This is a genomic window from Streptomyces sp. NPDC002754 (assembly GCF_053592315.1).
This window is the reverse complement of the sequence record NZ_JBSFVM010000015.1, coordinates 121,614-144,407: the sequence shown is the minus strand read 5'-3', so window position 1 is coordinate 144,407 and position 22,794 is coordinate 121,614. Positions and strand designations below refer to the sequence as shown.

Below are 22,794 nucleotides of genomic sequence, written 5' to 3'. Positions count from 1 at the left end.
GGCGGGGCAAGGGCGTTGATTGATGTGGTGATGGCCGGGCGTCAGCTGTCCTTGACGGGTGTCGCCTCCTTCGCCATGTCCACGGGCGCCGCCCCCTTGATCGTGGCCGCGGGCGCCGCGCCCGGTTCCTCGCCGTTCATGACGCGCTTCGCGGTGACCCGGTCCAGGGCCCCCTCCCAGCGGGAGACCGCGAACACCGCGACACAGTTGCCGAGCAGGTTGGTGGCGACCCGCATCGAGTCCATGATCCGGTCGACGCCGAGCAGCAGTGCCACCGCGGCGGCCGGAATGACACCGAGCGCGGAGGCGGTCGCGGACAGCGCGAGGAACGCCGAACCGGGCACGCCCGCCATGCCCTTGCTGGTCAGCATGAGTACCAGGACGACCGTGACCTGCTGCCCGAGGCTCAGGTCGACGCCGACGGCCTGGGCGATGAAGAGGGTGCCGATGGAGAGGTAGATGGAGGCGCCGTCGAGGTTGAAGGAGTACCCGGTGGGCAGGACGAGCCCGACCGCGTCGTCCCGACAGCCCGCCGCGCGCAGCTTCTGCATCATGCGCGGCATCACGGTCTCGCTGGATCCGGTGCCGAGCGCGAGCAGCAGTTCCTCGCGGGTGTAGCGGACGAACTTCCACAGACTCAGTCCGGTGACCGCCTTGAGCGCGAGGCCGAGCAGCAGGAGGAAGAGCAGGGCGACGCCGTAGCAGACGGCGATCAGCTTTCCGTACGTCGACATCGCACCCACGCCGTATTCGCCGACGAGGTGGGCGGTTGCACCGAAGACCGCGAGCGGGGCGAGCTTCATGATGTAGCCGACGATGGTGAACACGACGTCCTGGGCCTGCTCGATGAACGGCAGGATCTGCGGAACCTTGCTCTGGCCGAGGTGGAGCAGCGCGGCGCCCACGAGGCAGGCCAGGACGAGGACTTGGAGCAGGGAGTTCTCGGCGAAGGCGCCGACGGCGCTGTCCGGCAGGGACTCCAGGACGAACTGGGCGGTGGACGGAAGGTGTCCGCCGCCGGTCTGTTCGTCGACCGCGCCCTTGTCGAGGGTGGCGGGGTCGACGTTCATGCCAGCGCCGGGCGCCAGGATGTTGCCGGCGAGCAGGCCGATGACGAGGGCGACGGTGGTGGCGACCTCGAACCAGATCAGCGCCTTCACGCCGATCCGGCCGAAGGCCTTGAGGTCACCGGCCTTGGTGATGCCCGCGACGACGACGCAGAACACCAGGGGCGCGATCATCGCCTTGATGAGCCGGACGAAGCCGTCCCCCAGGGGTTGCAGGGCCGATCCGGCGTCCGGCCACAGGCGTCCCACCAGGGCGCCGAGCAGCAGGGCGAGCAGGACTTGAGCGAAGAGACTGGTGCGCAGGAGACGGCCTGCGCGGCGTGCGATGTTTCCGTTGGCGTGCGCCATGGGGCACTCCTACATGGGCGGATATTCTGCATAGCGGAAGATCAATTCCGCGATGCATCACTATCGTTGACGCCCAAGCGGCGCGGAAGCCCCCACATCAACTCCGCATGAGATCTTGGAAATTGCTCCAGAACCCACCTGCGAACGGCGCGCTCAACTGCCCTTTCGCACGCTGATGTACGGCTCGACCGCGTCCAGGAGCAGCTCCCGCATCCGCGCCGCGTCCATGTCGCCCGTTCCTGCCAGGACTTGGATCGCCAGGCCGTCGACGAGTCCCGTGAAGCGGGCGGCCAGTGCCTCCACGTCGACGCCTTCGGCCATGCCCTCGCGTTGGCAGGTGCGCACCAGGTCCAGGACGACGCCGCGCCAGCGGGCGTGGACACCGCGCTGGCCGCCGCGCAGGCTCGGGTCGAGGATCGCCTCGTTCCACGACTGCACCCACACCGACCATTCGTCGGCGTCCTCCTCGTGGGCGCCGCCGAGGTGCTCGCCGACCTGGTCGACCACGACACGACGCGCGCCGTCGCCCTCTACCTGGAGAGTTACGGCGAAGGCGCGGCGCTCCTCGACGCCCTCGCCGCGCTGCGTGAGGCGGGCAAACCGGTGTTGCTGCTGACCGTCGGCGCGAGCACGGCGGCGCGGGCTGCCGCCCGCTCCCACACCGGCGCCATGACCTCCGCCCTCGACGTCGTGGACGCGGCGTGCCGTGCGGTCGGCGCCGTCCGCGTCGACACTCCCGCTCAACTCGCCGATACAGCCCACCTGTTGCTCCGCGCGGCCCCGGTCCGCGGGCCGCGCGTGGCGATCGTGGCGGACAGTGGCGAGCAGGGGGCCGTGGCCGCGGACACCGCCGCGCGGCTCGGCCTGGACGTCGCGGAGTTCCCGTCCTCCGTACAGCGGGAGCTCGCGTGCCACCTGCCACCGCACGCGGGGCGGGCGAACCCCGTCGACCTCGACGGCGCGGGTGAGCGGGACCTGTCGGCGTACGCCGCGGTCCCGGCATGCCTGGTGGCCGCGTCGGTGGCCGACACGGTCGTGCTCAGCGGCTACTTCGGCAGTTACGGGCGTGACATCCCCGCGCAAGCGGCGGCAGAGTCGGCCACGGCGCGTGCCCTGGGCGCCTCGCCGCGGACAGGGGCTTGCCCATCGTCGTGCACTCCATGGCCGAACACACCCCGGCATTGCGGGAGTTGGAGGCTGCGGGTGTGCCGACGTTCACCGACGTCGAGCGGGCGCTGCGGGCCGTCGCCACGACACACCGCCTCACCTTGCAACCTGGTCGTCGACGCACACCTCCGCACTCGCTGTCGCGCAGGTCACCCATCGGCTCGGGCTACCTGGCCGCGCGCCACCTGTTGGGCGAAGCAGGTGTGCCGTTCCCGCGGGCGGCGGAGGTACCGGCGGGCACCCGTGACCCGGTGGCCGCGGCGGCCTCCCTCTCGGCCCCCGTCGTACTCAAGGCCGACTGGCTGGAGCACAAGACCGAGCACGGCGGTGTGGCGACCGGGCTGTGGGACCCCGGCGCGCTGCGGGCCGCGTACCACGACATGGTGGAGCGCCTGGGCCCTCACACGTACGTGGTCGAGGAGATGGATCGGCGTGCCGGCGTGGTCGAGGTACTCGTCGCCGCCCGCAGGGACGTGTCGTTCGGCCCGGTCGTGGTGGTCGGGGCCGGCGGAGTCCGGGCCGAACTCTCCCGTGACCTGGCGCTCGAACTTGCGCCCTGTACGCGGGACACCGCGCACGCCATGGTGCGGAGCCTGCGGATGGCTCCACTGCTGCACGGCTGGCGCGGTCGGCCCACCGTCGACGTGGAGGCCCTGGTGGACGTGATCGTCGCCGTGTGCGACGTGATCGCCGGACGGGAGGACATCGCCGAGGTCGAGCTCAACCCGGTGCGGGTCGCTCCGGAGGGCGCGCTCGCGGTGGACGGGCTGGTCGTTGCCGCCGCAGCCCCCTCGGCTCCGAGCTAGGCAGGCACCTCCGTCGCTCCCGGCCGCGGCTCCTGCGTCGGCACCACATCGTCCGGGTAGATCATCCGGTCCGGGATCCGGTGCCGTTCGCGGCGGGCCAGGAACCAGTACAGCACTCCTGGCAGGGTCAGCCCAACGATCCACGAGATGTCCGCGCCGCCCAGCGGTGCGACGAAGGGGCCGGTGAACAGGTCCGTTGCCATGAACGGGAGTTGGACCACCAGGCCCACCCCGTACGACACCAGGGCCGGGGCCCGCCAGGAGCCGTAGCGGCCGTCGGGGTCGTTGAGGGCCGGGATGTCGTAGCGCTCCTTCGCGACGAGGTAGTAGTCGGCGAGGTTCACCGCGCTCCACGGGGTGAAGAAGGCCAGCACGATGAGCAGGAACGTCGAGAACGTGTTGAGGAAGTCGCCACGGCCCGCGAGGGCGAGGGCGGCGCCCACCATGATGATCGCGGCGATGTAGCCGATCCGCCCGCGCGGCGAAAGCCGGTGCGGCACCGCGCCCCGCCGCCGCATCCCGGTCACACTCGTCACGGTCGACATGAACGCGCCGTAGGTGTTGAGGACGGTGACGGTCAACTTGCCGAGGGCGATGACGAAGTAGAGCACCGCCGCCATCAGGCCCGCCCCGCCGAGTGACACCACGTACGTCACCTCGTGGCCGACGAAGGCCTCCCCCGCGGCGGCCGCCGCGAGCGCACCGAAGGCCATCGACCACTGGGCACCCAGGGCGGTCCCGGCCAGCGTCCAGCCGAACGTCGCGCGCGCCGACGTCGAACGCGGCAGGTAGCGCGAGTAGTCGGCGACGTACGGGCCGAACGACAGCTGCCAGGACGCCGAGAGGGACACCGCGAGCAGGAACGCGGGCAGGGCGAAGGTGTGGTCGGCGAGGACCGCGCCGATGTCGTCGTGCTGGAGGAGGCGGGCGCCGAGGTAGACGAACGCCACGCCGCACACCACTCCGGCGAGGCGTCCCAGGAAGTGGATGAGGCGGTAGCCGACGGCCGCCGCCACCGCGGTCACCACAGTGAAGATGAGGATGCCCGCGACGGGTCCGAGGTGGGTCAGTTCGCCGACCGCCTCGCCCGCGAGGACGGTGCCGCTCGCCGTGCAGCCGATGAACATGAACACCGCGAGGACGAGGGGCACGACGGCGCCGCGGACTCCGAACTGGGCCCGCGAGGAGATCATTTGCGGGAGGCCGAGGCGGGGCCCCTGCGCGGAGTGGAGTGCCATCACGGTGCCGCCGAGCAGGTTTCCGACGAGGAGCCCGACGACCGCCCAGAAGGCGGTCGCGCCGAGGACCACGGCGAGGGCGCCGGTGACCACCGCGGTGATCTGGAGGTTGGCACCGACCCATAGGGTGAACTGGCTGAACGCGGTGCCGTGGCGCTCCTCGTCGGGCACCACGTCGATGGACCGGGACTCGACGAGACCGCCTGACGGTTGTTCCTCCGCTATCGGCATCGCGTCATCGGCCTTCGTGTGTGGCGAGGACGGTGCCGATCGCGGCGACGAGCCCGCGCAGTTCCTCGTCCGTGGTGATGAACGGCGGGCTGATCTGCACGGTGTTTCCGCGCAGCGGGCGGGTGACGAAGCCGTGCTCGACGAGCTCGTCGGTGACCGCCTCCGCGCTGATGTCGTCGACGAGGGCGACACCGCCGAGCAGTCCCCCGACCCGTGTCTCGACGACGGACTCCCGTGTGCCCAGGACCCGCAGTTCGTCGGCGAGTACCTGCTCCAGGGCGGCAACTCGGGGCACCAGCTTCTCCTCGTCGAGGATGTCGAGGTTGCGCAGCGCCACGGCGCAGGCGGTGGCGTGCCCGGAGTAGGTGGCGCCGTGCCGGAACATGGGTGTGTCGTCCGCGTCCCGGTAGAACGGCTGCCAGATGTGCGGGGCAACGAGGACGCCGCCGAGCGGTGCGTAGCCGGAGGTGACGCCCTTGGCGAAGGTGATCAGGTCGGGTGTGAGGCCGTAGCGTTCGGTGGCGAACATGTGGCCGGTGCGGCCGAAGCCGGTGATGACCTCGTCGATGATGAGGAGGATGTCGTTCTCGCGGCAGATGCGCTGCAAGCCCTCCAGGTAGCCGGGGGCCGGTGTGATCACGCCTCCGGTGCCCTGGATGGGCTCGGCCACGAGTGCGGCGATGTGTTCCGGGCCGATCTCGCGCACCGTGCGCTCGACCGCTTCGATGTCGTACGTGTCGACGCGCGCGGTCTCCGGGACGAGCGATTCGGTGCCGTAACCGGTCCGGTTGAAGTCGAGGCCCGCGATGCTCGTGCCGTAGGCGTGCAGGCCGTGGTAGGCGAACTCGCGGCTGAGGATCGTCGTCTTGGTGTCTCGGCCTTCGCGCTGCCAGTGCCTGCGGGCGAGCTTGCAGGCGACGTCGATGGCGTCGCTGCCGCCGCTGTTGAGGATGACCTTGGGGTCGTCGATGGGTGACATGGCGGCGAGGCGTTCGCCGAGGGCGACGGCCTGGTCGTTCAGGTAGCGGCCGAAGACGTGGTACGTCTCCAGGCGCAGCATCTGCGCGTGGGCGGCCTCGGCGAGTTCAGGGCGGGAGTGGCCGACGTTGGCGTGCCACAGGCCGGCGGTACCGTCGAAGAGGCGGCGGCCGTCGGTGGTGAACAGGTAGCTGCCTTCGGCGCGTTCGACGGTGAGCTGGCGTCCAAGAACGGACGGGAGGTGGGCCTGCGCGCTCCACAGTGCGGGTCCGGACAGGACGGGCGGGTTCTCCTGGGCCATGGGGGTCTCCGTGAGAGGTGGGGGTCAGTGTGTGGTGCTGTCGCGTCGCCGGGTCCGTACGAGCAGGTAGGTGGCGAGGATCGCGGCCAGGCTGAGAACGCTCAGGTAGAGCTGCGAGCGCGCGTCGGGGACCAGGAGCATGGAGCTGAGGACGACCACGATGGCCACCAGGGTGGCCCAACTCAGGTACGGGTAGCCCCACATGCGCAGCTTGATCCGCTCCGGGGCCTCGCGTTCCAGTTGCCGCCGCATGCGCAGCTGCGAGCCCGCGATGATCGCGTAGACGAACAGGCCGACGGCGCCTGCCGAGTTGATGATGAAGTTGAAGATGGTGTCGGGTGCGACATAGCTCATGGCGACGGCCACGTATCCGACGACGGTGCACGCCAGGATGGCCTTCCAGGGGGTGCCCTTGCGGCTGCGGTGAGCGACCCAGCGAGGGGCCCAGTTGTTGCGCTGGAGGGCGAAGAGCATGCGCGAGGCCGTGTACAGGCCGGAGTTGAGGACGGAGAGGACGGAGGTGAGGACGACGACGTTGATGACGGTCGTCGCGGCGGGCACGCCCATCTTGCCGAAGGCGGCCGCGTACGGGCTGGTCTCGACCGGGATCCGGTCCCACGGCGTCATCATCACCAACAGCGTGACCGACCCGACGTAGAAGATGATGACGCGCCACACCGTGGAGGAGGTCGCCTTGACGACGGACTTCACCGGGTTGTCGGACTCGGCGGCGGCGATGGTGACGATCTCGGTGCCGACGTAGGAGAAGATCACGAGGACGACGCCGTGCAGGATGGCCGAGAGGCCGCCTGGGGCGAAGCCGTCGAGGGCGACGTTGCCGACCGACAGTGTCGTGTCCGGCCACAGTCCCAGCGCGAAGAGTGTGCCCGCGACGAGGAACACGACGATGGTGACTACCTTGATGGACGCCAGCCAGAACTCGGTCTCCCCGAACGAGCGGGTCGACACCAGGTTCGTGGCCGTCAGCAGTGTCATCAGGACCAGGGAGAAGACCCACTGCGGTACGCCGGGTATCCACAGCATCAGCAGCTTGGCCCCGGCGACCGCCTCGAAGGCGACGACGCCGACCCAGAAGTACCAGTACAGCCAGCCGATGGTGTAGCCGGCCCAGCCGCCCAGCGACGTCCGGGCGTACTCCATGAACGATCCGAGGGTTGGCGAGGCGGTCGCCATCTCGCCCAGCATCCGCATGACGAGGATGACCAGCAGGCCGCCGAGTGCGTAGGACAGGATGGCGGCAGGTCCGACGGTGTGGATGACGGCGCCGCTGCCGACGAAGAGGCTGGCGCCGACGATGCCGCCGAGGGCGATCATCCGGACGTGGCGCTGCCTGAGGGTGCGGGGTGCGTCGGCGGGTGTCTGCTCCGGGGCGCTCTGGTCGACCGGGTCTCGCTGGTCGTTCTCGGGACGTGTCCGCACTGTTCGGAGCCCTCCTGCGACATCGGTTCGGTGGGTCACGCGGGCGACGGGCCGCGAGCGGCCGAAGCAGTGCGCAACTGTAGAACAGTTCTACTGTCCGGCACCAGAGGTTGATCGCTGGCTACGATGACGCCATGACGGCACTCGAAGGCCTGGTGGCCAGGCGGACCACGACCGCGCAGCAGATCGCCGACGGCCTGTCGGAGCGGATCCTCGCGGGGTCCTTCCAACCGGGCGAGCGGCTGCGCGAGAGCGCCATCGCCGCCGAACTCGGCATCGCCCGCAACACGGTGCGCGAGGCGGTCCGGCTGCTCGAGCACGGCGGGTTGATCCGGTTCCAGGCCAATCGCGGTGCCGTGGTCGTCTCACCGACGCCGCGGAGCGTGCACGAGTTGTACACGGCACGCGAGCACTTGGAGGCGGCGGCCCTCGCGGCACCACTCGACTCCGCTCAACTCGCCGCGGTGGAGGCGGCGTACGGGCATCTGGTCACGGTCACCGGGTCGCAGCGGCGGGCCGACATCGTGGCCGCGGACCTCGCGTTCCACGAGGCGATCGTGGCGACGCTGGGCAATGGGCGGATCGACGCGTTCTACGCGGGGCTCACCCGTGAACTGCGCTTCTATCTCATGGCGATGTCCGCCCACGAACGCGAGAACGAGAACCCGCGCAGGCTGGTGGGCGAGCACGAGCCGCTCATGGACGCGATCCGCGCGGGTGACGCGGAGCGCGCCCAGCGTGAGGCGCGGCACCACATCGCGTCCAACGGGGCGCGGATGCAGGCGATTCTGGCGGCGTGCGGCGACGAGGGCTGAGCGGCCGCCAGGAGTGCGGCGGCGCCTCTGACGGCCGCCGTGTCCGCATCCCGTACGTGGCTACTCCGCGCTCGCGGGGTCGACGGGTGTCCGCTCGCCGCCCGTGGACTCGCGCACGTCCAGCCAGTGCGGGGCCATGTGTACTTCGAAGGGTGGGGGCTCCTCGGCCAGGACCCGGTTGACCAGGCACTTCACGGCGAGGGAAGCGATCGCCGCCTTGTCGGGCACCACCGTGGTCAGCGAGGGTGTGCCGTAGAGGGCCTCCTCGGATCCGTCCACGCCGGCGAGGGCGACGTCGTCGGGGATGCTCAGGCCGGCCTCGTACAGGGCCCGTCGGGCGCCGACCGCCAGCAGGTCGCTGAAGCAGAACACGGCGTCGGGGCACAGCTCGTCGGGGAGCGCGGTGAGGGTGCGCATCGCCTGGAGTCCGTTGCGCCGGTCGAAGTCCTTGATCTGGGGCGCGAGTCGGGGGTCGTAGGTCAACCCGGCTTCGTGCAGGGCATGTTGGAAGCCTTCGAGGCGTTGTCTGCTGGTCGCGGAGCCCGCCTTGTCTACGCCGATCGCGGCGATCCGGGTCCGGCCGAGGCTCGCGAGGTGTGCGGTGGCCTCGCGGGCGGCCGCCACGTTGTCGATGAGGACGTGGTCGGCGACGACGCGGTCACCCTCATAGCTGCGCTCGCCGAGGAGGACGAGAGGGAACTGGTCGGTGACGGGGGCGAGTTCGTCCGGTGAGACGTGCAGCGGGGAGAGGATCACGCCGTCCAAAAGGGACGCGCCGACGCCTGTCGCGAGGCGGAGTTCCTCCTTGGTGTCGCCGAGGGTCTCCTCGATGAGGACGGTGAAGCCGAGGGCCGCCGCCTCCGTGCGCACGTGGTGGGCGAGTTCAGCGAAGTAGGGCGTGGCGAGGTCGGGGACGGCGAGGGCGATCAGGCCGCTGCGGCCGGTGCGCAGGCGGCGGGCCGACGGGTTCGGCCGGTAGCCGAGCTCGGTCACGGCCCGCATCACGCGGGTCCGGGTGGCGTCGGACACCCGCGGGGCGTCGCGTACAACGTTGGAAACAGTCTTGATGGACACCCCCGCACGCTCGGCGACGTCCTTGAGTGTCACTGCTGCCACTACCCGGCTCCCCTCAAGTTGTTTCCCCTGATTATGCATGTGATGACGCCCAGTGACAGCCCCGATCCGGATCCGCAGTGATTTCGTCCGGAGGGTTGACCTCGGCGACACCCACTGGTTACAACGTTGGAATCCGTCGCCGTCGGGGCCCGCCGCAGCAGCTGCGCGCCGCCCGAGGTGTCCCACACGTCTGCCTCACGAGAGGTCCCTCATGTCCGAGCACCCTCCGCACACCCCACTGCGTACCGCCGTGGTCGGCACCGGAGGCATCGCGCGTTCCAGTCATGTGCCCGCGCTCCAGAAGCTCGCCGCCGAAGGCGAGACGGAGCTCGTCGCCGCGGTCGACGTGGACGAGGAGGCGGTGCGTTCCTTCGCCGCCGACGCCGGGATTCCGTACGCCTCCACGGACCTCGACGCGATGCTGGCCGAAGTGCGCCCGGGTCTCGTGGTGTTGTGCACGCCGCCCGCAGTGCACCGCGAGCAGTCCGTGGCCGCGCTGCGGGCGGGCGCGTGGGTGTGGTGCGAGAAGCCGCCGTGTCCCTCGCTGGCCGATTACGACGCCGTGGCAGCCGCGGAGCGGGGCGAGGACACGGACCCGTACGCCTCGATCGTGTTCCAGCACCGCTTCGGCTCCGGAGCCCGCCATGTGCGCGAACTCCTGCACACCGGTGCCTTCGGCCGGCCGCTGGTGGCCCACTGCCAGACGACCTGGTACCGGGACACCGCCTACTACGCGGTGCCGTGGCGCGGCCGTTGGGCGACGGAGGGCGGCGGCCCCGCCATGGGGCACGGCATCCACCAGACGGATCTGCTGCTCGACCTGATGGGCCCGTGGTCCGAGGTGCGCGGCATGGCGGCGCGGCTCGTGCACGACGTGGAGACGGAGGATGTGTCCACGGCGCAGGTCCGCTTCGCGAACGGGGCGGTCGGCACCGTCGTCAACAGTGTGCTGAGCCCGGACGAAGTCAGCCGGATCCGCGTCGACTGCGAGCTGGCGACGATCGAGCTGACGCACCTGTACGGGTACGGCAACGCCGACTGGCGCATCACGCCCGCCCCCGGTGTCCCCGAGGAGACGGTGGCGCGGTGGCGGGAGTTCGGGGCCGACGAGCCGAGCTCGCACCTGGCCCAACTGCGCGTGCTCGTCGCGGACATCAGGGCCGGGCGGCGCCATCCCACGAGCGGCGCGGGCGGCCGGCGGACCCTCGAGTTCATCACGGCGCTGTACAAGTCCGCATTCACCGACACCACGGTCCGGGCGGGCGAGATCGGCCCCGGCGACCCGTACTACACCGAGCTGCACGGCGGCGCCCCCGGCTGGGCCCCGGACGCCTCCACCACGACGAAGGACGACGCATGACACTGGCACTGACGCACGCCCACGGTGACCGCATCACCGTGACCCATGAGACGAGCGGAACCGAACTGTTCGCCTACGTGTACCGGCCCGAAGCCGCGTGGGAGGCACCGAAGCCGTATCTGCACCCGATCCGCACCCTGTCCGGCGGGCTCGTCACCGACTACCGGCCGAACGACCACCGCTGGCACAAGGGCCTGCAGCTCACGGCCTCGCACCTGTCGGGGCAGAACCTGTGGGGCGGCAACACCTACGTGCACGGCGAGGGGTACCTCGCGCTGCCCGAGCGGGTCGGTTCGATGGCCCACGTGTCCTTCGAGGAGGTGTCCGCCACGGATGGCGGCGCCGTCATCGCCGAGCGTCTGACCTGGCACCCGCACGACGGGGAGCGGTGGGCCGACGAGGAGCGCCGCATCGAGGTGTGCGCCGTCGACGAGGCGTCCGGGAGCTGGTCGTTCACCTGGACGTCCGCGGTGACCAACCGTCGTGCGGAGCCGCTGCGCTTCGGCAGCCCCACCACGCACGGCCGTCCCGCCGCCGGGTACACCGGCCTGTTCTGGCGCGGTCCGCGTTCCTTCCGCGACGGAAAGGTCTTCACCGCGGAGGCCGACTCCGGCGATCTGATGGGTACGCAGGCACCCTGGCTCGCCTACGTCGGTGAGCACGACGGACGCGACGGTCACGCCACGGTCGTCTTCGAGCACGCGGCCACCAACGACCAGGCGGGCGAGAAGGGCACCCACCCGGCGCACTGGTTCGTGCGCAGCGACCCGTTCGCGGCGGTCGCGCCGTCCTGGGCGTTCCACGAGGAGCTGGTCCTGGAGCCCGGTGACACCCTTGCCCGCGGCTACCGGGTGACCGTCGCCGACGGTGCCTGGGACCGCGAGCGGGTCGATGCACATCTGCGGGGGCACACATGGTGAGCGCGGCCTACGAGGGTTTCCCCGGCGCGGCCGGGGTGTCCCGGCTGACCGTGTACGACTGGCCGACCGTGGACGGCCGCCCCGGGGGCGGCACCCCGCACATGCACCTCACGTGCAGCGAGGGCTACGTGGTGACAGCCGGCCGGGGAAGTGTGCAGACGCTGACCAGTTCCGGCTTCCGGGAGACACCCCTGGAGCCGGGCACGGTCGCCTGGTTCACGCCGGGCACGATCCACCGCCTCGCCAACGACGACGGCCTGGAGATCACCGTCGTCATGCAGAACAGCGGCCTCCCCGAGGCGGGCGACGCCGTGCTCACCCTGCCGCCGGACCTGCTCGCCGACGCCGATACGTACGCGGACGCGGTCCGTATCCCCGGCGACGTATCGGAGGAGGAGCAGGCCGAGGTCGCGCGTGCCCGCCGTGATCTGGCGACGCGCTGGTTCCTGGAGCTGCGCGATGCCTTCGAGGCCGGGGATCCCGAGCCGCTCGCCGCGTTTCAGCGGGCCGCCGCCGCGCTCGTCCACCCACGCCTCGACGCCTGGGAGCAGCGCTGGCGCGACGGGGCCCGGGCCGCGGCCGAGGCAACCAGGGGTCAACTCACCGCGCTGCGCGACAAGGACGAGCGGCATCTGACGGCCGGCCGGGTCACCGCGACCGGGCCCACCGCACGCGGCCGCTTCGGCATGTGCGGGCGGCTCGACGTCTATCCCGGTATCTGACGGGCCATCACCGCAGCCCCAACCCATCACACACTCTTGGAAGGCCCCCATGCCCGAGCCCCGAAGCGGCCCGCGCCCCCACCTCAGCCGCAGGGCCGTCCTGACCACCGCGGCCGCCGGGGCCGGCGCCGCGCTGACCGGCACGCTGACCGGCTGTTCCACCGCGAGCGGCGGCACGTCGCGCGGTGTCACCCTCAGGTTCTCCTGGTGGGGCAATGACGACCGTGCCGCGCGCACCGAGAAGGCGGTGCGCCTCTTCGAGAAGGAGCACCCCGGCGTCACCGTCCGCACGTCCAACGGCGAATTCGGCGCGTACCTCCAGAAGTTGGCGACGCAGGCCGCAGGCGGCGGCGTCCCCGACGTGGTGCAGCTCGACTACCGGCAGGTGTCCCAGTACGCGGGTGGTGACGCGCTGATGTCTCTGGACGATGTCATCAAGCGCGGGACCATCGACACGTCCGACATGGACCACAGCTTCCTGCGCACCGGCACGTACCGGGGCGGCCAGTACGCCCTGCCGATGGGCCGCGGCATCACCGGATTCGCCTACGACTCGAAGATCTTCAAGCGGGCCGGGATCGGCACGCCCCCGCCCGACTGGACATGGCAGGAGTGGGCCGAGGCCAACAGGAAGGTCACCGCGCTCGGCCTCAAGTCCCCCGACGGCCGCCCGCTGCGCGGCGCCAACGACGGCGGCGGCAACGAGGACATCTTCGAGGACTGGCTGCGCAGCCGCGGCGGCAAGCTCTACAGGAGCCAGACCGAACTCGCCTTCACCGAGGACGACCTCACCGAGTTCTGGACGTTCTACGACCGGCTGCGCAAGGCGGGCGCGATCGCCGAGCCCCGGGACAGCGTGCAGGCCACCAACACCGAGATGTCGCCCATGGGCCGTCATCTCGCCGCCTCCGACTTCACCTGGGACGCGCCCTTCCCCGGCTATGTGGATCTGCTCGGCGAGGACATCCACTACGCGCCGGTGCCCACGACCGACGGGCGGCAGGGCGCGTACTTCAAGCCCAGCATGCTGGTCGGCATCGGCGCGCACTCCGCACATCCCAAGGAGGCCGCCCAGTTGGTGGACTTCCTGCTCAATGACAGGCGGGTGGGCGACATCCTCGGCTTCTCCCGGTCCACTCCTCCCAACCGGACGATCGCCGTCCGCGTCGGCAAGACGCTCAAGGGCCCCGAGCTGGAGATCTACCGGTACGCGCAGGAGATGGAGAAGTACGGCCTGGACGCCCCGCCGACGGCTCCGCCGCCCGGCGACCTCGCGATCCAGCCCCTGTTCACCCGCATGTACGAGCGCGTGATGTACGAAAAGGGCACGCCCCGGCAGACGGCGCGCGAACTCATCGATCAGGCCAACAAGGAGCTGAGGTCATGAGCGCACTCACCACCAAGGCGCCCGCTCCCACACACCAGGATGCCGAGGCCCCGGCGTCCGGCGGCCGGATCCGTCGGGTGCGCGAAAAGCAGTGGCCCGCCTACGTGTTCCTCTCGCCGTGGATGATCGGCGCGGTCGTGCTGACGCTCGTACCGATGGCGGTGTCGCTGTATCTGTCGTTCACGGACTACAACCTGTTCGATCCGCCGAAGTGGATCGGGCTGCGCAACTACACGGACATGCTCACCGACGACCCCCGTTACTGGCGGTCGGTGGGCACCACGATGCTGTACGTCGTCGTGGCCGTGCCGCTGAAGCTGGGGCTCGCGCTGGGCGTGGCCATGCTGCTGAAGAACCTCGGCCGGGGCCGGGCCTTCTACCGTTCCGCGTTCTACGCGCCGTCGCTGCTCGGGGCGAGCATGTCCATCGCCCTGGTGTGGCGGGCGCTGTTCAACGACGGCGGCACAGTGGTCAATCTCCTGGACTCGATCGGCATCCACACGGGCGGCTGGGTCGGCAACGCCGATCTCGCGGTGTATGTGATCGTCCTGCTGACGGTGTGGCAGTTCGGCGCACCGATGGTCATCTTCCTGGCGGGGCTCCAGCAGATCTCGCCCGAACTGTACGAGGCCGCCGCGCTCGACGGGGCGGGCCGCTGGCGGCAGTTCATCTCGGTGACCGTGCCGATGCTGTCCCCGGTCGTCTTCTTCAACCTGGTTCTCGAAGTCATCAACTCCTTCCAGGTCTTCACTCCGGCCTTCGCCGTCAGCCACGGAAACGGCGGGCCAGCCGACTCGACGCTGTTCTACACGCTGTACCTGTACGAGCGCGGCTTCACGGCCTCGCACATGGGCTACGCCTCGGCGATGGCCTGGCTGCTGCTGATCGCCATTGGTGCGGTCACCCTGATCCTCTTCCGGACGTCCCGGTCCTGGGTCTTCTACGCGGACGAGGAGGGCCGATGAACATCGCCGCGAAGCGGTGGCTGCCGCACACCATCGCCGCTGTGGGCCTGTTGGTCCTGCTGTACCCGCTGGCCTGGCTGCTCGCCACGTCACTCAAGCCGGCCGACGAGGTCATCGCCAGCCTCGACCTGTGGCCCAGTCACCTGGAGTGGTCCAACTACACGACCGCCATGGACGGGGTGTCGGGTGTCTCCGTGCCCCGGCTGCTCGCCAATACGCTGATGATCGCGGGCGGCGCCGTCCTCGGCAACGTACTGTCCTGCTCGCTGGCGGCCTACGCCTTCGCCCGGCTGCGGTTCCGGATGAGCAAGGTGATGTTCGCCTTCATGGTGGCGACGCTGATGCTGCCGCACCACGTCGTGCTGATCCCGCAGTACATCATCTTCAACCAGCTCGGCCTCACGGACACGTTCTGGCCGCTGATCCTGCCGAAGTTCCTGGCCACCGAAGCGTTCTTCGTGTTCCTCATCGTGCAGTTCATGCGGGGCCTTCCGCGGGAACTGGAGGAGTCGGCGCGCATCGACGGCTGCGGTCCGTTCCGCACGTACTGGGCGATCACGCTGCCGCTCAGCCGGCCCGCGCTGATCACCACGGCCATCTTCACGTTCATCTGGACGTGGAACGACTTCTTCACGCAGATGATCTACCTGTTCGCGCCGGAGAACTTCACCATCACGCTCGCTCTGCGCAGCTTCGTCGACCAGGGCAGCACCTCCGCCTACGGGCCCATGTTCGCCATGTCGGTGATCTCCGTGCTGCCGATCGTGCTGTTCTTCTTCGTCTTCCAGCGCTACTTGGTGCAGGGCATGGCGACCTCCGGACTGAAGGGCTGAGCCACCATGACCCACGCACCCGTCGCGCCGCGGCGCGCCGACCCGCAACGCCGGGAGCCCGGCGAAGTGTTCGGCGGCGGCTTCACGCTCTTCGCTGACGTGCTGCTCGTCGGCCTCCTGACCAGCGTCGCCTGCCTGCCCGTCGTCACGGCGCCCGCCGCCTTCTCGGCGGCGTCGGCGACGCTGCGGGGCACGGCGCAGGGCGGCGTCCAGTTCAACATGGTTACGTATATTGGTGAGTTGCGCACCCGGCTGACCGGGCGGACGCTGCTGGCCGGGCTGGTGCCGCCGCTGCTCGGCGTGCTCCTTCTCCTCGACAGCCGACTGGTCGGCACCGACCTTCCGGGGGCTCAGGTCCTGGCGCCCGCCCTCTTGCTCCTTGCCCTGGGCGCCGCGGTCGTGGGGCTGCGCGCCACCGCGCTGGAGAAACCGCACCTGCTGTCCGCGCGTGAGGGGCTCGTCCGGTCTCTCGCCGATCCGCGCGGCAGTCTGCTCCTCGCGGGCGCCGTGGTACTGGCCGTGCTCCTGGCGTGGGCGATGCCGATGCTCGTCCCGCTGCTGCCGGGGCCGCTGGCGTTCGCCGCGACGGTCGTCGACCTGCGCTCCCCCACCGGCCGACGCGCGCCCTGACACCCGGCCCCCTCCCCTGAACAGCGCACCACACCACCGGAGTTCTCCTTGTCTCACACCCACCTCGACGTCGCAGGACACCCCCGGCCGCAGCTCGTCCGGGACCCCGACTGGCACGACCTCGGCGGTCCGTGGCGGTTCGCCCACGACGACGCCGACCGCGGCCGCTCGGAGCGCTGGATGGACCCCGACGTCTCCGCGCCGTACACCGGCGTCGTGACCGTGCCCTACCCACCCGAGTCAGCGGCGTCCGGGGTGCGCGACGCCGGCTTCCACCCCGTGCTCTGGTACCGGCGCACGATCGACGTGCCCCGGCCCGCCGCGGGCCGCCGCCTGCTGCTGCACTTCGGCGCGGTCGACCATCGCGCGGAGGTCTGGGTGGACGGCCGCCTGGTCGGCCGCCACGAGGGCGGTCACACCGGCTTCTCCTGCGATGTCACGGACGTACTCGACGGGGACGGCGAGCACGTCGTCGTGGTGCGCGCGGAGGACCAGCCTCTCGATGTCACGCAGCCGCGCGGCAAGCAGGACTGGCACCGCGACCCGCACGTCATCTGGTACCACCGCACGTCGGGGATCTGGCAGCCGGTGTGGCTCGAGGAGGTGCCCGAGCTGCACGTGACGACGCTGCACTGGACTCCCGACGTCGCGAACGCCCGCGTACGCTGCCGGGTGCGCCTGAGCCGGTGGCCCGCCTCGCCGGTGCATGTGTCGGTGCGTCTCGCGCTGGGCGAACGTGTCCTCGCCGACCAGCGGACCCTTGCCGACGGCCAGGAGACGACGTTCGACATCGCGGTGCCCGCGCTGCGCAACGCCCAGGACCTGGACGGTGTGCTGTGGAGTCCGGAGCGCCCGCACCTCGTGGACGCGACCGTCGAGGTCGCCGACGCGGCGGACGGCACGGCCGTCGACCAGGTCGCGTCGTACCTCGGCCTTCGTGACATCGGCTGGGACGACGGTCTCTTCCTCCTCAATCACAAGCCGTATTTCCTGCGCCTCGCGCTCCAGCAGGGCTACTGGCCGGGCTCGCACCTCGCGGCGTCGGCGGACGAGCTGCGCCGGGAGGCCGAACTGGCCAAGGAGATCGGCCTCAACGGGCTGCGCATCCACCAGAAGATCGAGGACCCGCGCTTCCTGTACTGGGCGGACCGGCTCGGCCTCGTGCTGTGGGGCGAGATGCCGTCGGCGTACGCGTTCGGCACGACCACGGTCGAGCGCGTGGTCGCCGAGTGGACCGAGGCGATCTCGCGCGACGTGAGTCACCCCTCGATCGTCGCCTGGGTCCCCCTCAACGAGTCCTGGTCCGTGCCCAATCCGGCGCTCGTCCCCGAGCAGCGCCACTTCATGGACGCCCTGTACCACTTGACCAAGGCCCTCGACCCCTCGCGGCCCGCTGTCTCCAACGACGGCTGGGAGATCTCCGCCGGTGACATGTGGGGCGTGCACGACTACACGCAGCGCGCCGATGTGCTGCGCGAGCGCTACGGCCCCTCGTCCCTGCGCCGCGGGGAGTTCACCGAGCAGTGGCCCGGCGTCCGGCGCCTCACTCTGGACGGGGTGCGCCACGAGGGGCAGCCAGTGGTCCTCAGTGAGTTCGGCGGCGCCACCTTCGAACCGGCCGAGGGTGCCGAGTGGTTCGGCTACGACACCGTGGCCACCGAGAAGGACTTCGCGGATCGGTTGTCCTCGCTGGTGGGGGCCGCGGTGGACTCGGGGCTCGCCGGCTTCTGCTACACCCAGTTCACCGACACCGAGCAGGAGGTCAACGGCCTGCTGACGGCGGACCGCGAACCGAAGCTGCCCGTGCCCGAACTCCGCGCGATCCTCACACGGACACGCGGCTGACCTCGGTGGTGGCCGGTGGGTGCCCACCGGCCACCACGCTCTCACCGCCCGCCCGTTGACGCCGACGGGCACAGATCGAATACTGAGCACCTCTCCTTCCTGACAACGTTGTCTCGTCGAGATTCGCGAAAGAGGCCCTGCCCATGCCGACCCACCTCCCGCAGCTCCATCGCCGCAGGTTCCTGCAAGCCGTCGGCCTGACGGGCGCCATGGCCGCTCTCCCGGCTCTCACCGGGGCGAACCCGGCGCGGGCGGCGGGCCGTTCGTCCACTCCCCCGGACGGCATCGCGGCCACCTACCACCGGGTCCTGCTCGATCACACCCGCTGGTCCGAGACGCAGTGGGACGCCACGCTCGGCCACTACACGGCGAAGGACTTCGGCTTCGCGGTCGTCCTCGGCAACGCGGTCCTGCTGACACAGGGCACGTACGACGGTGACCGGGCCGGCATCGACCGGGACACCCTCAAGGCGCGCACGCTCGCCACCATCCGGCACTTCGCGGCGTCGAACCGGCTCACGGGCGGCACGGAGTGGGGCCGCAAGCTGTTCTTCGACACCACCTTCCAGTCGTACTTCGTGCTCGCCGCGCGACTCCTGTGGGACGAGCTCGACGACACGACACGCGACCGCATCGACACCATCACGCGCGAACAGGCCGCGTACACCAAGTCCTTGGGGACGGGCAACGACCCCGACTCGGGCGACTGGACACCGAACGGCCTCAAGGGCGGCCACGTCGGTGACACCAAGCTGGAGGAGATGGGTCTGTACGCGCAGACCCTCGCGCCCGCCCTGGCCTGGGCCCCCGACGACCCGCGCCACCCCGACTGGCAGTCCGGCTACGGCACCTGGTCGCGCAACGAGGCCGGGCTTCCGCCCGCCGACCTTGCCAACCCGGCTCTCGTCGACGGCACACGTGTCTCGCGCAACACCGCGCGGAACCTGTACGACACGTTCATCGTCGAGAACCACGGCTCCTTCGGCCCGCACTACCAGGAGGAGTTGTGGCGCACCTCGGGGCGGAACGCCGCACACTTCCTGGCGGCGGGCCGGCCGCTGCCCGAGGTGCTGACGAAGCAGCCGAACGCCGAGCCCCTGTGGCGCACTCTCCTTGGTGTCATGAGCGACGCGGGTGAGCCGTTGATGCCGATGGTGAACGACCGGGAGCACCTGTACGGCCGAGATGTCATCCCGCTCGCGTTCTTCGCGCAGGTGGTGGGCGACCGGGCGGCGGCGCGCGCCGAACAGGCGCTGGCCGAGCGGCTCGAGGCGTACCAGAAGTATCCGCCGGAGCACCGCCTCGCCAAGTTCTCCGGGGAGCCGAAGTACGAGCCGGAGGCACGCGCGGAGCTGGCCATCAGCTATCTGCTGCACGTGTGGGCGGCGGCGGAGGGCCGTGACCCGGTCCGCCCGTACACACAGAAGGAGCTGTTCGCCCACGCGTCCGGGGTCACGGATTTCGGCGCCGGGCCCGACCTCGTCTCCCACCAGACACCGGCCGCTTGGGCGGGCACCGTCAGCAAGCCGGGCTTCGTGAAGTTCGCGTGGCAACCGGCGCACGACGACTGGCTGTTCAAGCTGAGCGGCGCGACCCCGATGTTCCTGCCCTCTTCCAAGGGCAAGGTCGACAAGCGATCGGTGCGACTCTACGAGTCCCTGCGCGATGGCTTCGACGGCAGCGCGAGCGTCCTCCAACTGGACGGCGGCTACGCGGGGTTCGCGACGCTGCCGACGGGCTCGGTCGTCTACGCGACGAGCGGAACCGGCGCCGGCGAGGGCCATCTGGAGATCCACAACCTGACGATGCCGGGCATGGCCGGGCTCGACGGGTCCCGTACGTACCGCTTCGAAGAGGGCAGCGCCTCCGTGCGGGCCCAGGACGACGGGTCGGGCTCGACGGCTCGCGTCGACAAGGTCGATGTCCCGCGCACGGCCGTGCGGCACATACGGATGCTCGGGGTGCGCCCCGACCCGACGTACGGATACTCGCTGTACGCCCTGGAGGTGCGGGACGGCGCCGACGGGGCGGACCTCGCGCGCGGCGGGACGGCGACCGCGTCGTCGAGCGAAACGGGCAAGGGGCCGGGGCTCGCCGTCGACGGTGACCCGGCGACCCGGTGGGCCGTGTCCAAGGCCGACCGCCCTCGCGCGGACAGCTGGCTCGCGGTCGACCTGGGCACGCGCCACGACATCGACCAGGTGACACTGCGCTGGGAGGCCGCCGCGGGCCGCGCGTACCGCATCCAGGGCTCGGCCGACGGCGAGACCTGGGACGACCTCGCCGACTGGCCGAAGCCGGACGTCAGCAGCCGTGGTGGCTGGCTCGACGTCGACGGCCGGGCCGGGCTCGTCGTCCGCGGCGGCAAACACCCCCTCTCCGTGTACGGCGACACGATCGTGGCGGCCGACGGCCCGGCGGCGCCCGTCGTGGTCGAGGGTTTCGCGGAGTCGTCGGCGAGCGCGTTGCGAGCATTGGCCCGCAAGCGCTCCGCCACGGCCGAGTCCAAGGAACTCCACGTGGCTTTCACAGATGGCCACTTGAGCCTTTTCAACCTGTCGGGTGCACGGGCCACCACCACGGCCCACGTCCCGCAGTCCGGCGAGCGCCGCACCGTCTTCCAAGGAGACCAGAGCGTCACCGACGACGGTGTCACCTACCGCGCGGACCTCGACGCGGCCGAGGCGGTGCTGCTCGCGCCCCGGTTCACGCTGGCTCCGCTGTCGGGCGACCGGTTGCCCGCCGGTCTGCGGGTCCGCGTGGTCGACGGCGCCACCCTCCGGCTCTCCGGCGCCGCATGCCGGGTCCGTGTCGAGGCGCAGGGCCGCCACGCCGTGGCCACGGTGTCCCGTACGCGGGAGACGACACTGCACCTCCCCGGTGCCACCGCCTTCCCGTTGGACGACCGCGCGCTCGGCCGGACCGTCTTCCCGACCAGTCCGCTGCCCGAGGGCATGTCCGACCCGGCGACGGCGGTGGACGGCGACCCCGGCACCGCGTGGCGCCCGGGTCCCGGCGGACGCCTGGTCGTGGATCTCGGCGAGGTGTTCGCGCTGCGCACTGTGGAGGCGCAGTGGACGGTCGGCGGCGCGCCCGGCGCCGAGGTGGAACTCAGCACCGACGGACTCACCTACCGGGTCGTGGGTCGGCTCGACGGGAAGCGGCCGGAGCGGACACTGTCGCTGCGTTCGGCGACGGCCCGCTATGTCGCCTTCAAGGTGTCCGGCGAGCGGGCCACGGACGCGCGGCTGGTGCGGCTCTCCGTGCACTGACCTGCGTATCGCCATTGGCTGAGGGACCCGACCGCCCGACGTGCGGCCGGGTCCCTCGGCGTGCTCAAACGGCATGCGCGGCACGCTCGTTGAACATCGGAAATCTGCGTACGACCCCTTGACCCCGCGCGGGCGGCGCCCGCACAGTACGCGTTAATGCGCATTACCTAATACGCATTACCAACTGCGGACACCCCGAGGAGCGGCAGGCGTGGAGCAACCCAGGAAGCGGACGAAGCCGGGGCGTGCCCCGGCTCCGGCGGGCCGGAAGTCGCGTCCCCGGCAGGCCGAGGTGGCGCGGCTCGCCGGTGTCTCGCAGGCGACCGTCTCGCTGGTCCTGAACGCCCGCCGCGACGGCAAGGGCGCGACGATTTCCGAGGAGACCCGGCAGCGGGTCCTCGAAGCCGCGCGCAACCTCGGCTACGTTCCCGACCCGGCCGCCCGCCGCCTCGCGGCCGCCCGCAACAATCTGCTCGGCGTCTTCAGCTTCACGTCGGCGTTCCCGACGGATGTGCAGCACTCGTACTACCCGTTCCTGGTGGGTGTGGAGCAGGAGGCAGCCGCGCGCGGCTACGACCTGGTCCTCTTCACCGCCTCCAGCGGTGGCGGTCCGGACGCCCTCAGCCGCGTGCGGCTCGCCGACGGCTGCCTCTTCCTCGGACGGCATGTCCCGCGCGCCGAGCTCAAGCGGCTCGTCGCCGACGGTTTCCCCGTGGTGCACCTCGGCCGCAGGGAGAAGCTGGAAGGGCTCGCCTGGGTGGGCGCCGACTACGTCAGCGCGAGCCGCGAAGTCGTCGCGCATCTGGCCGAGTTGGGGCACCGCCGCATCGTGCTCGTGCGCGAGGACGACGACGCGCCCGCCTCCACGGACCGTCAGCAGGGCTTCCTCGACGGGCTCGACGCGGCGAGGCTCGCGGGCGGCCCCGAATCCGTGCTGCGGTGTGCGGACCCGGTGGCCGAGGTGACGGCCGAGCGGGTCCGGGAGCTGGTCGCGGACGGTGTGACCGCGTTCGTGGCCGAGGAGACGGACACCGGGGCGGCGTGGCGGGCGCTGAGCGGGGCGGTGGCGGAGGCCGGCCTCTCGTGTCCCGGGGATGTCTCCCTGGCGCTGCTCGGCAGCCCGCCGCCGGAGCTGGCCGAGGGGCCCGTGCCGACCGGGTTCGACGTACCCCGGCACGAGTTGGGCGCGGCTGCGGTACGCCTGCTGTCCGCCCAGGTGGCCGGCGAGGAGGCGGACGAGCCGTTGGTGACCTGCGAGTTCCGGGCCGGACGGACGGCCGGACCGGTACCGAGGCCTTGAGCCACCAAGCACATGCGAAACCAGCACGTACGGAACAAGCACACCGCACCAGC

18 protein-coding genes and 1 pseudogene are annotated in these 22,794 nt (G+C 70.8%); 13 read left to right on the top strand and 6 right to left on the bottom strand.

Translation table 11 applies throughout. From position 1 onward, the window contains the following. Positions 1-41 precede the first annotated feature (41 nt). Together ACWD2L_RS26580 and ACWD2L_RS26575 are read right to left on the bottom strand one after the other, a co-directional pair. Positions 42-1,415, bottom strand: coding sequence for a cation:dicarboxylate symporter family transporter (locus ACWD2L_RS26580; protein WP_451191899.1), 1,374 nt, complete (start codon positions 1,413-1,415; stop codon positions 42-44). Between the two features lie 153 nt (positions 1,416-1,568). Then, positions 1,569-1,922, bottom strand: coding sequence for a TetR family transcriptional regulator C-terminal domain-containing protein (locus ACWD2L_RS26575; protein WP_451191950.1), 354 nt, complete (start codon positions 1,920-1,922; stop codon positions 1,569-1,571). Here ACWD2L_RS26575 and ACWD2L_RS26570 point away from each other — a divergent pair. Both ACWD2L_RS26570 and ACWD2L_RS26565 read left to right on the top strand, forming a co-directional pair. After that, positions 1,884-2,123 (top strand): annotated as a pseudogene (locus ACWD2L_RS26570) (acetate--CoA ligase family protein); the annotation flags it as partial. The gene ACWD2L_RS26575 and the pseudogene ACWD2L_RS26570 sit on opposite strands and share 39 nt — an antisense overlap. A gap of 452 nt (positions 2,124-2,575) precedes the next feature. Next, the gene (locus ACWD2L_RS26565) at positions 2,576-3,388 is read left to right on the top strand and encodes an acetate--CoA ligase family protein (protein WP_451191897.1); all 813 of its coding nucleotides are present in this window, start codon (positions 2,576-2,578) and stop codon (positions 3,386-3,388) included. On the opposite strand, the gene ACWD2L_RS26560 is transcribed toward ACWD2L_RS26565, so the two are convergent. Genes ACWD2L_RS26560 through ACWD2L_RS26550 form a run of 3 tightly spaced genes read right to left on the bottom strand, consistent with a single transcriptional unit; the run spans position 3,385 to position 7,576 of the window. Further along, the gene (locus ACWD2L_RS26560; RefSeq protein ID WP_451191895.1) at positions 3,385-4,857 is read right to left on the bottom strand and encodes a purine-cytosine permease family protein; all 1,473 of its coding nucleotides are present in this window, start codon (positions 4,855-4,857) and stop codon (positions 3,385-3,387) included. The genes ACWD2L_RS26565 and ACWD2L_RS26560 overlap by 4 nt on opposite strands. 4 nt (positions 4,858-4,861) lie before the next feature. After that, a complete protein-coding gene (locus ACWD2L_RS26555; protein WP_451191892.1) occupies positions 4,862-6,136 on the bottom strand; it encodes an aminotransferase family protein in 1,275 nt (424 codons plus the stop codon). A 24-nt stretch (positions 6,137-6,160) separates the two neighbouring features. Continuing rightward, positions 6,161-7,576: an amino acid permease gene (locus tag ACWD2L_RS26550; protein WP_451191890.1), complete on the bottom strand. Its 1,416-nt coding sequence runs from the start codon at positions 7,574-7,576 to the stop codon at positions 6,161-6,163. A gap of 134 nt (positions 7,577-7,710) precedes the next feature. Here ACWD2L_RS26550 and ACWD2L_RS26545 point away from each other — a divergent pair, with 134 nt between their 5' ends. Further along, positions 7,711-8,391, top strand: coding sequence for a GntR family transcriptional regulator (locus ACWD2L_RS26545; protein ID WP_451191887.1), 681 nt, complete (start codon positions 7,711-7,713; stop codon positions 8,389-8,391). A gap of 60 nt (positions 8,392-8,451) precedes the next feature. Here ACWD2L_RS26545 and ACWD2L_RS26540 read toward each other — a convergent pair whose 3' ends face one another. Continuing rightward, positions 8,452-9,507, bottom strand: a complete 1,056-nt coding sequence (locus ACWD2L_RS26540) for a LacI family DNA-binding transcriptional regulator (protein ID WP_451191884.1) — start codon at positions 9,505-9,507, stop codon at positions 8,452-8,454. A gap of 211 nt (positions 9,508-9,718) precedes the next feature. On the opposite strand from ACWD2L_RS26540, the gene ACWD2L_RS26535 reads away from it, so the two are divergent. The 10 genes from ACWD2L_RS26535 to ACWD2L_RS26490 all read left to right on the top strand — a co-directional run bounded on the left by ACWD2L_RS26535 (position 9,719) and on the right by ACWD2L_RS26490 (position 22,741). Then, complete coding sequence (locus tag ACWD2L_RS26535; protein ID WP_451191882.1) at positions 9,719-10,867, top strand: Gfo/Idh/MocA family protein; 1,149 nt, start codon at positions 9,719-9,721, stop codon at positions 10,865-10,867. Beyond that, a complete protein-coding gene (locus tag ACWD2L_RS26530; protein WP_451191879.1) occupies positions 10,864-11,787 on the top strand; it encodes a DUF6807 domain-containing protein in 924 nt (307 codons plus the stop codon). The genes ACWD2L_RS26535 and ACWD2L_RS26530 overlap by 4 nt, the downstream gene beginning before the upstream one ends. After that, positions 11,781-12,509: a cupin domain-containing protein gene (locus tag ACWD2L_RS26525; protein ID WP_451191876.1), complete on the top strand. Its 729-nt coding sequence runs from the start codon at positions 11,781-11,783 to the stop codon at positions 12,507-12,509. The genes ACWD2L_RS26530 and ACWD2L_RS26525 overlap by 7 nt, the downstream gene beginning before the upstream one ends. A gap of 49 nt (positions 12,510-12,558) precedes the next feature. Next, complete coding sequence (locus ACWD2L_RS26520) at positions 12,559-13,896, top strand: ABC transporter substrate-binding protein (RefSeq protein WP_451191873.1); 1,338 nt, start codon at positions 12,559-12,561, stop codon at positions 13,894-13,896. Next, on the top strand, positions 13,893-14,861 hold the full coding sequence (locus tag ACWD2L_RS26515) for a carbohydrate ABC transporter permease (protein WP_451191871.1): 969 nt from the start codon (positions 13,893-13,895) through the stop codon (positions 14,859-14,861). The genes ACWD2L_RS26520 and ACWD2L_RS26515 overlap by 4 nt, the downstream gene beginning before the upstream one ends. After that, the gene (locus ACWD2L_RS26510; protein ID WP_451191868.1) at positions 14,858-15,694 is read left to right on the top strand and encodes a carbohydrate ABC transporter permease; all 837 of its coding nucleotides are present in this window, start codon (positions 14,858-14,860) and stop codon (positions 15,692-15,694) included. The genes ACWD2L_RS26515 and ACWD2L_RS26510 overlap by 4 nt, the downstream gene beginning before the upstream one ends. Before the next feature lie 6 nt (positions 15,695-15,700). Further along, positions 15,701-16,324: a hypothetical protein gene (locus ACWD2L_RS26505; RefSeq protein ID WP_451191865.1), complete on the top strand. Its 624-nt coding sequence runs from the start codon at positions 15,701-15,703 to the stop codon at positions 16,322-16,324. A 48-nt stretch (positions 16,325-16,372) separates the two neighbouring features. Beyond that, complete coding sequence (locus ACWD2L_RS26500; RefSeq protein ID WP_451191862.1) at positions 16,373-18,169, top strand: sugar-binding domain-containing protein; 1,797 nt, start codon at positions 16,373-16,375, stop codon at positions 18,167-18,169. 143 nt (positions 18,170-18,312) lie between these two features. Further along, positions 18,313-21,441, top strand: coding sequence for a discoidin domain-containing protein (locus ACWD2L_RS26495; RefSeq protein WP_451191860.1), 3,129 nt, complete (start codon positions 18,313-18,315; stop codon positions 21,439-21,441). Between the two features lie 211 nt (positions 21,442-21,652). Continuing rightward, a complete protein-coding gene (locus ACWD2L_RS26490; protein WP_451191858.1) occupies positions 21,653-22,741 on the top strand; it encodes a LacI family DNA-binding transcriptional regulator in 1,089 nt (362 codons plus the stop codon). The last annotated feature ends 53 nt before the right edge of the window (positions 22,742-22,794 follow it).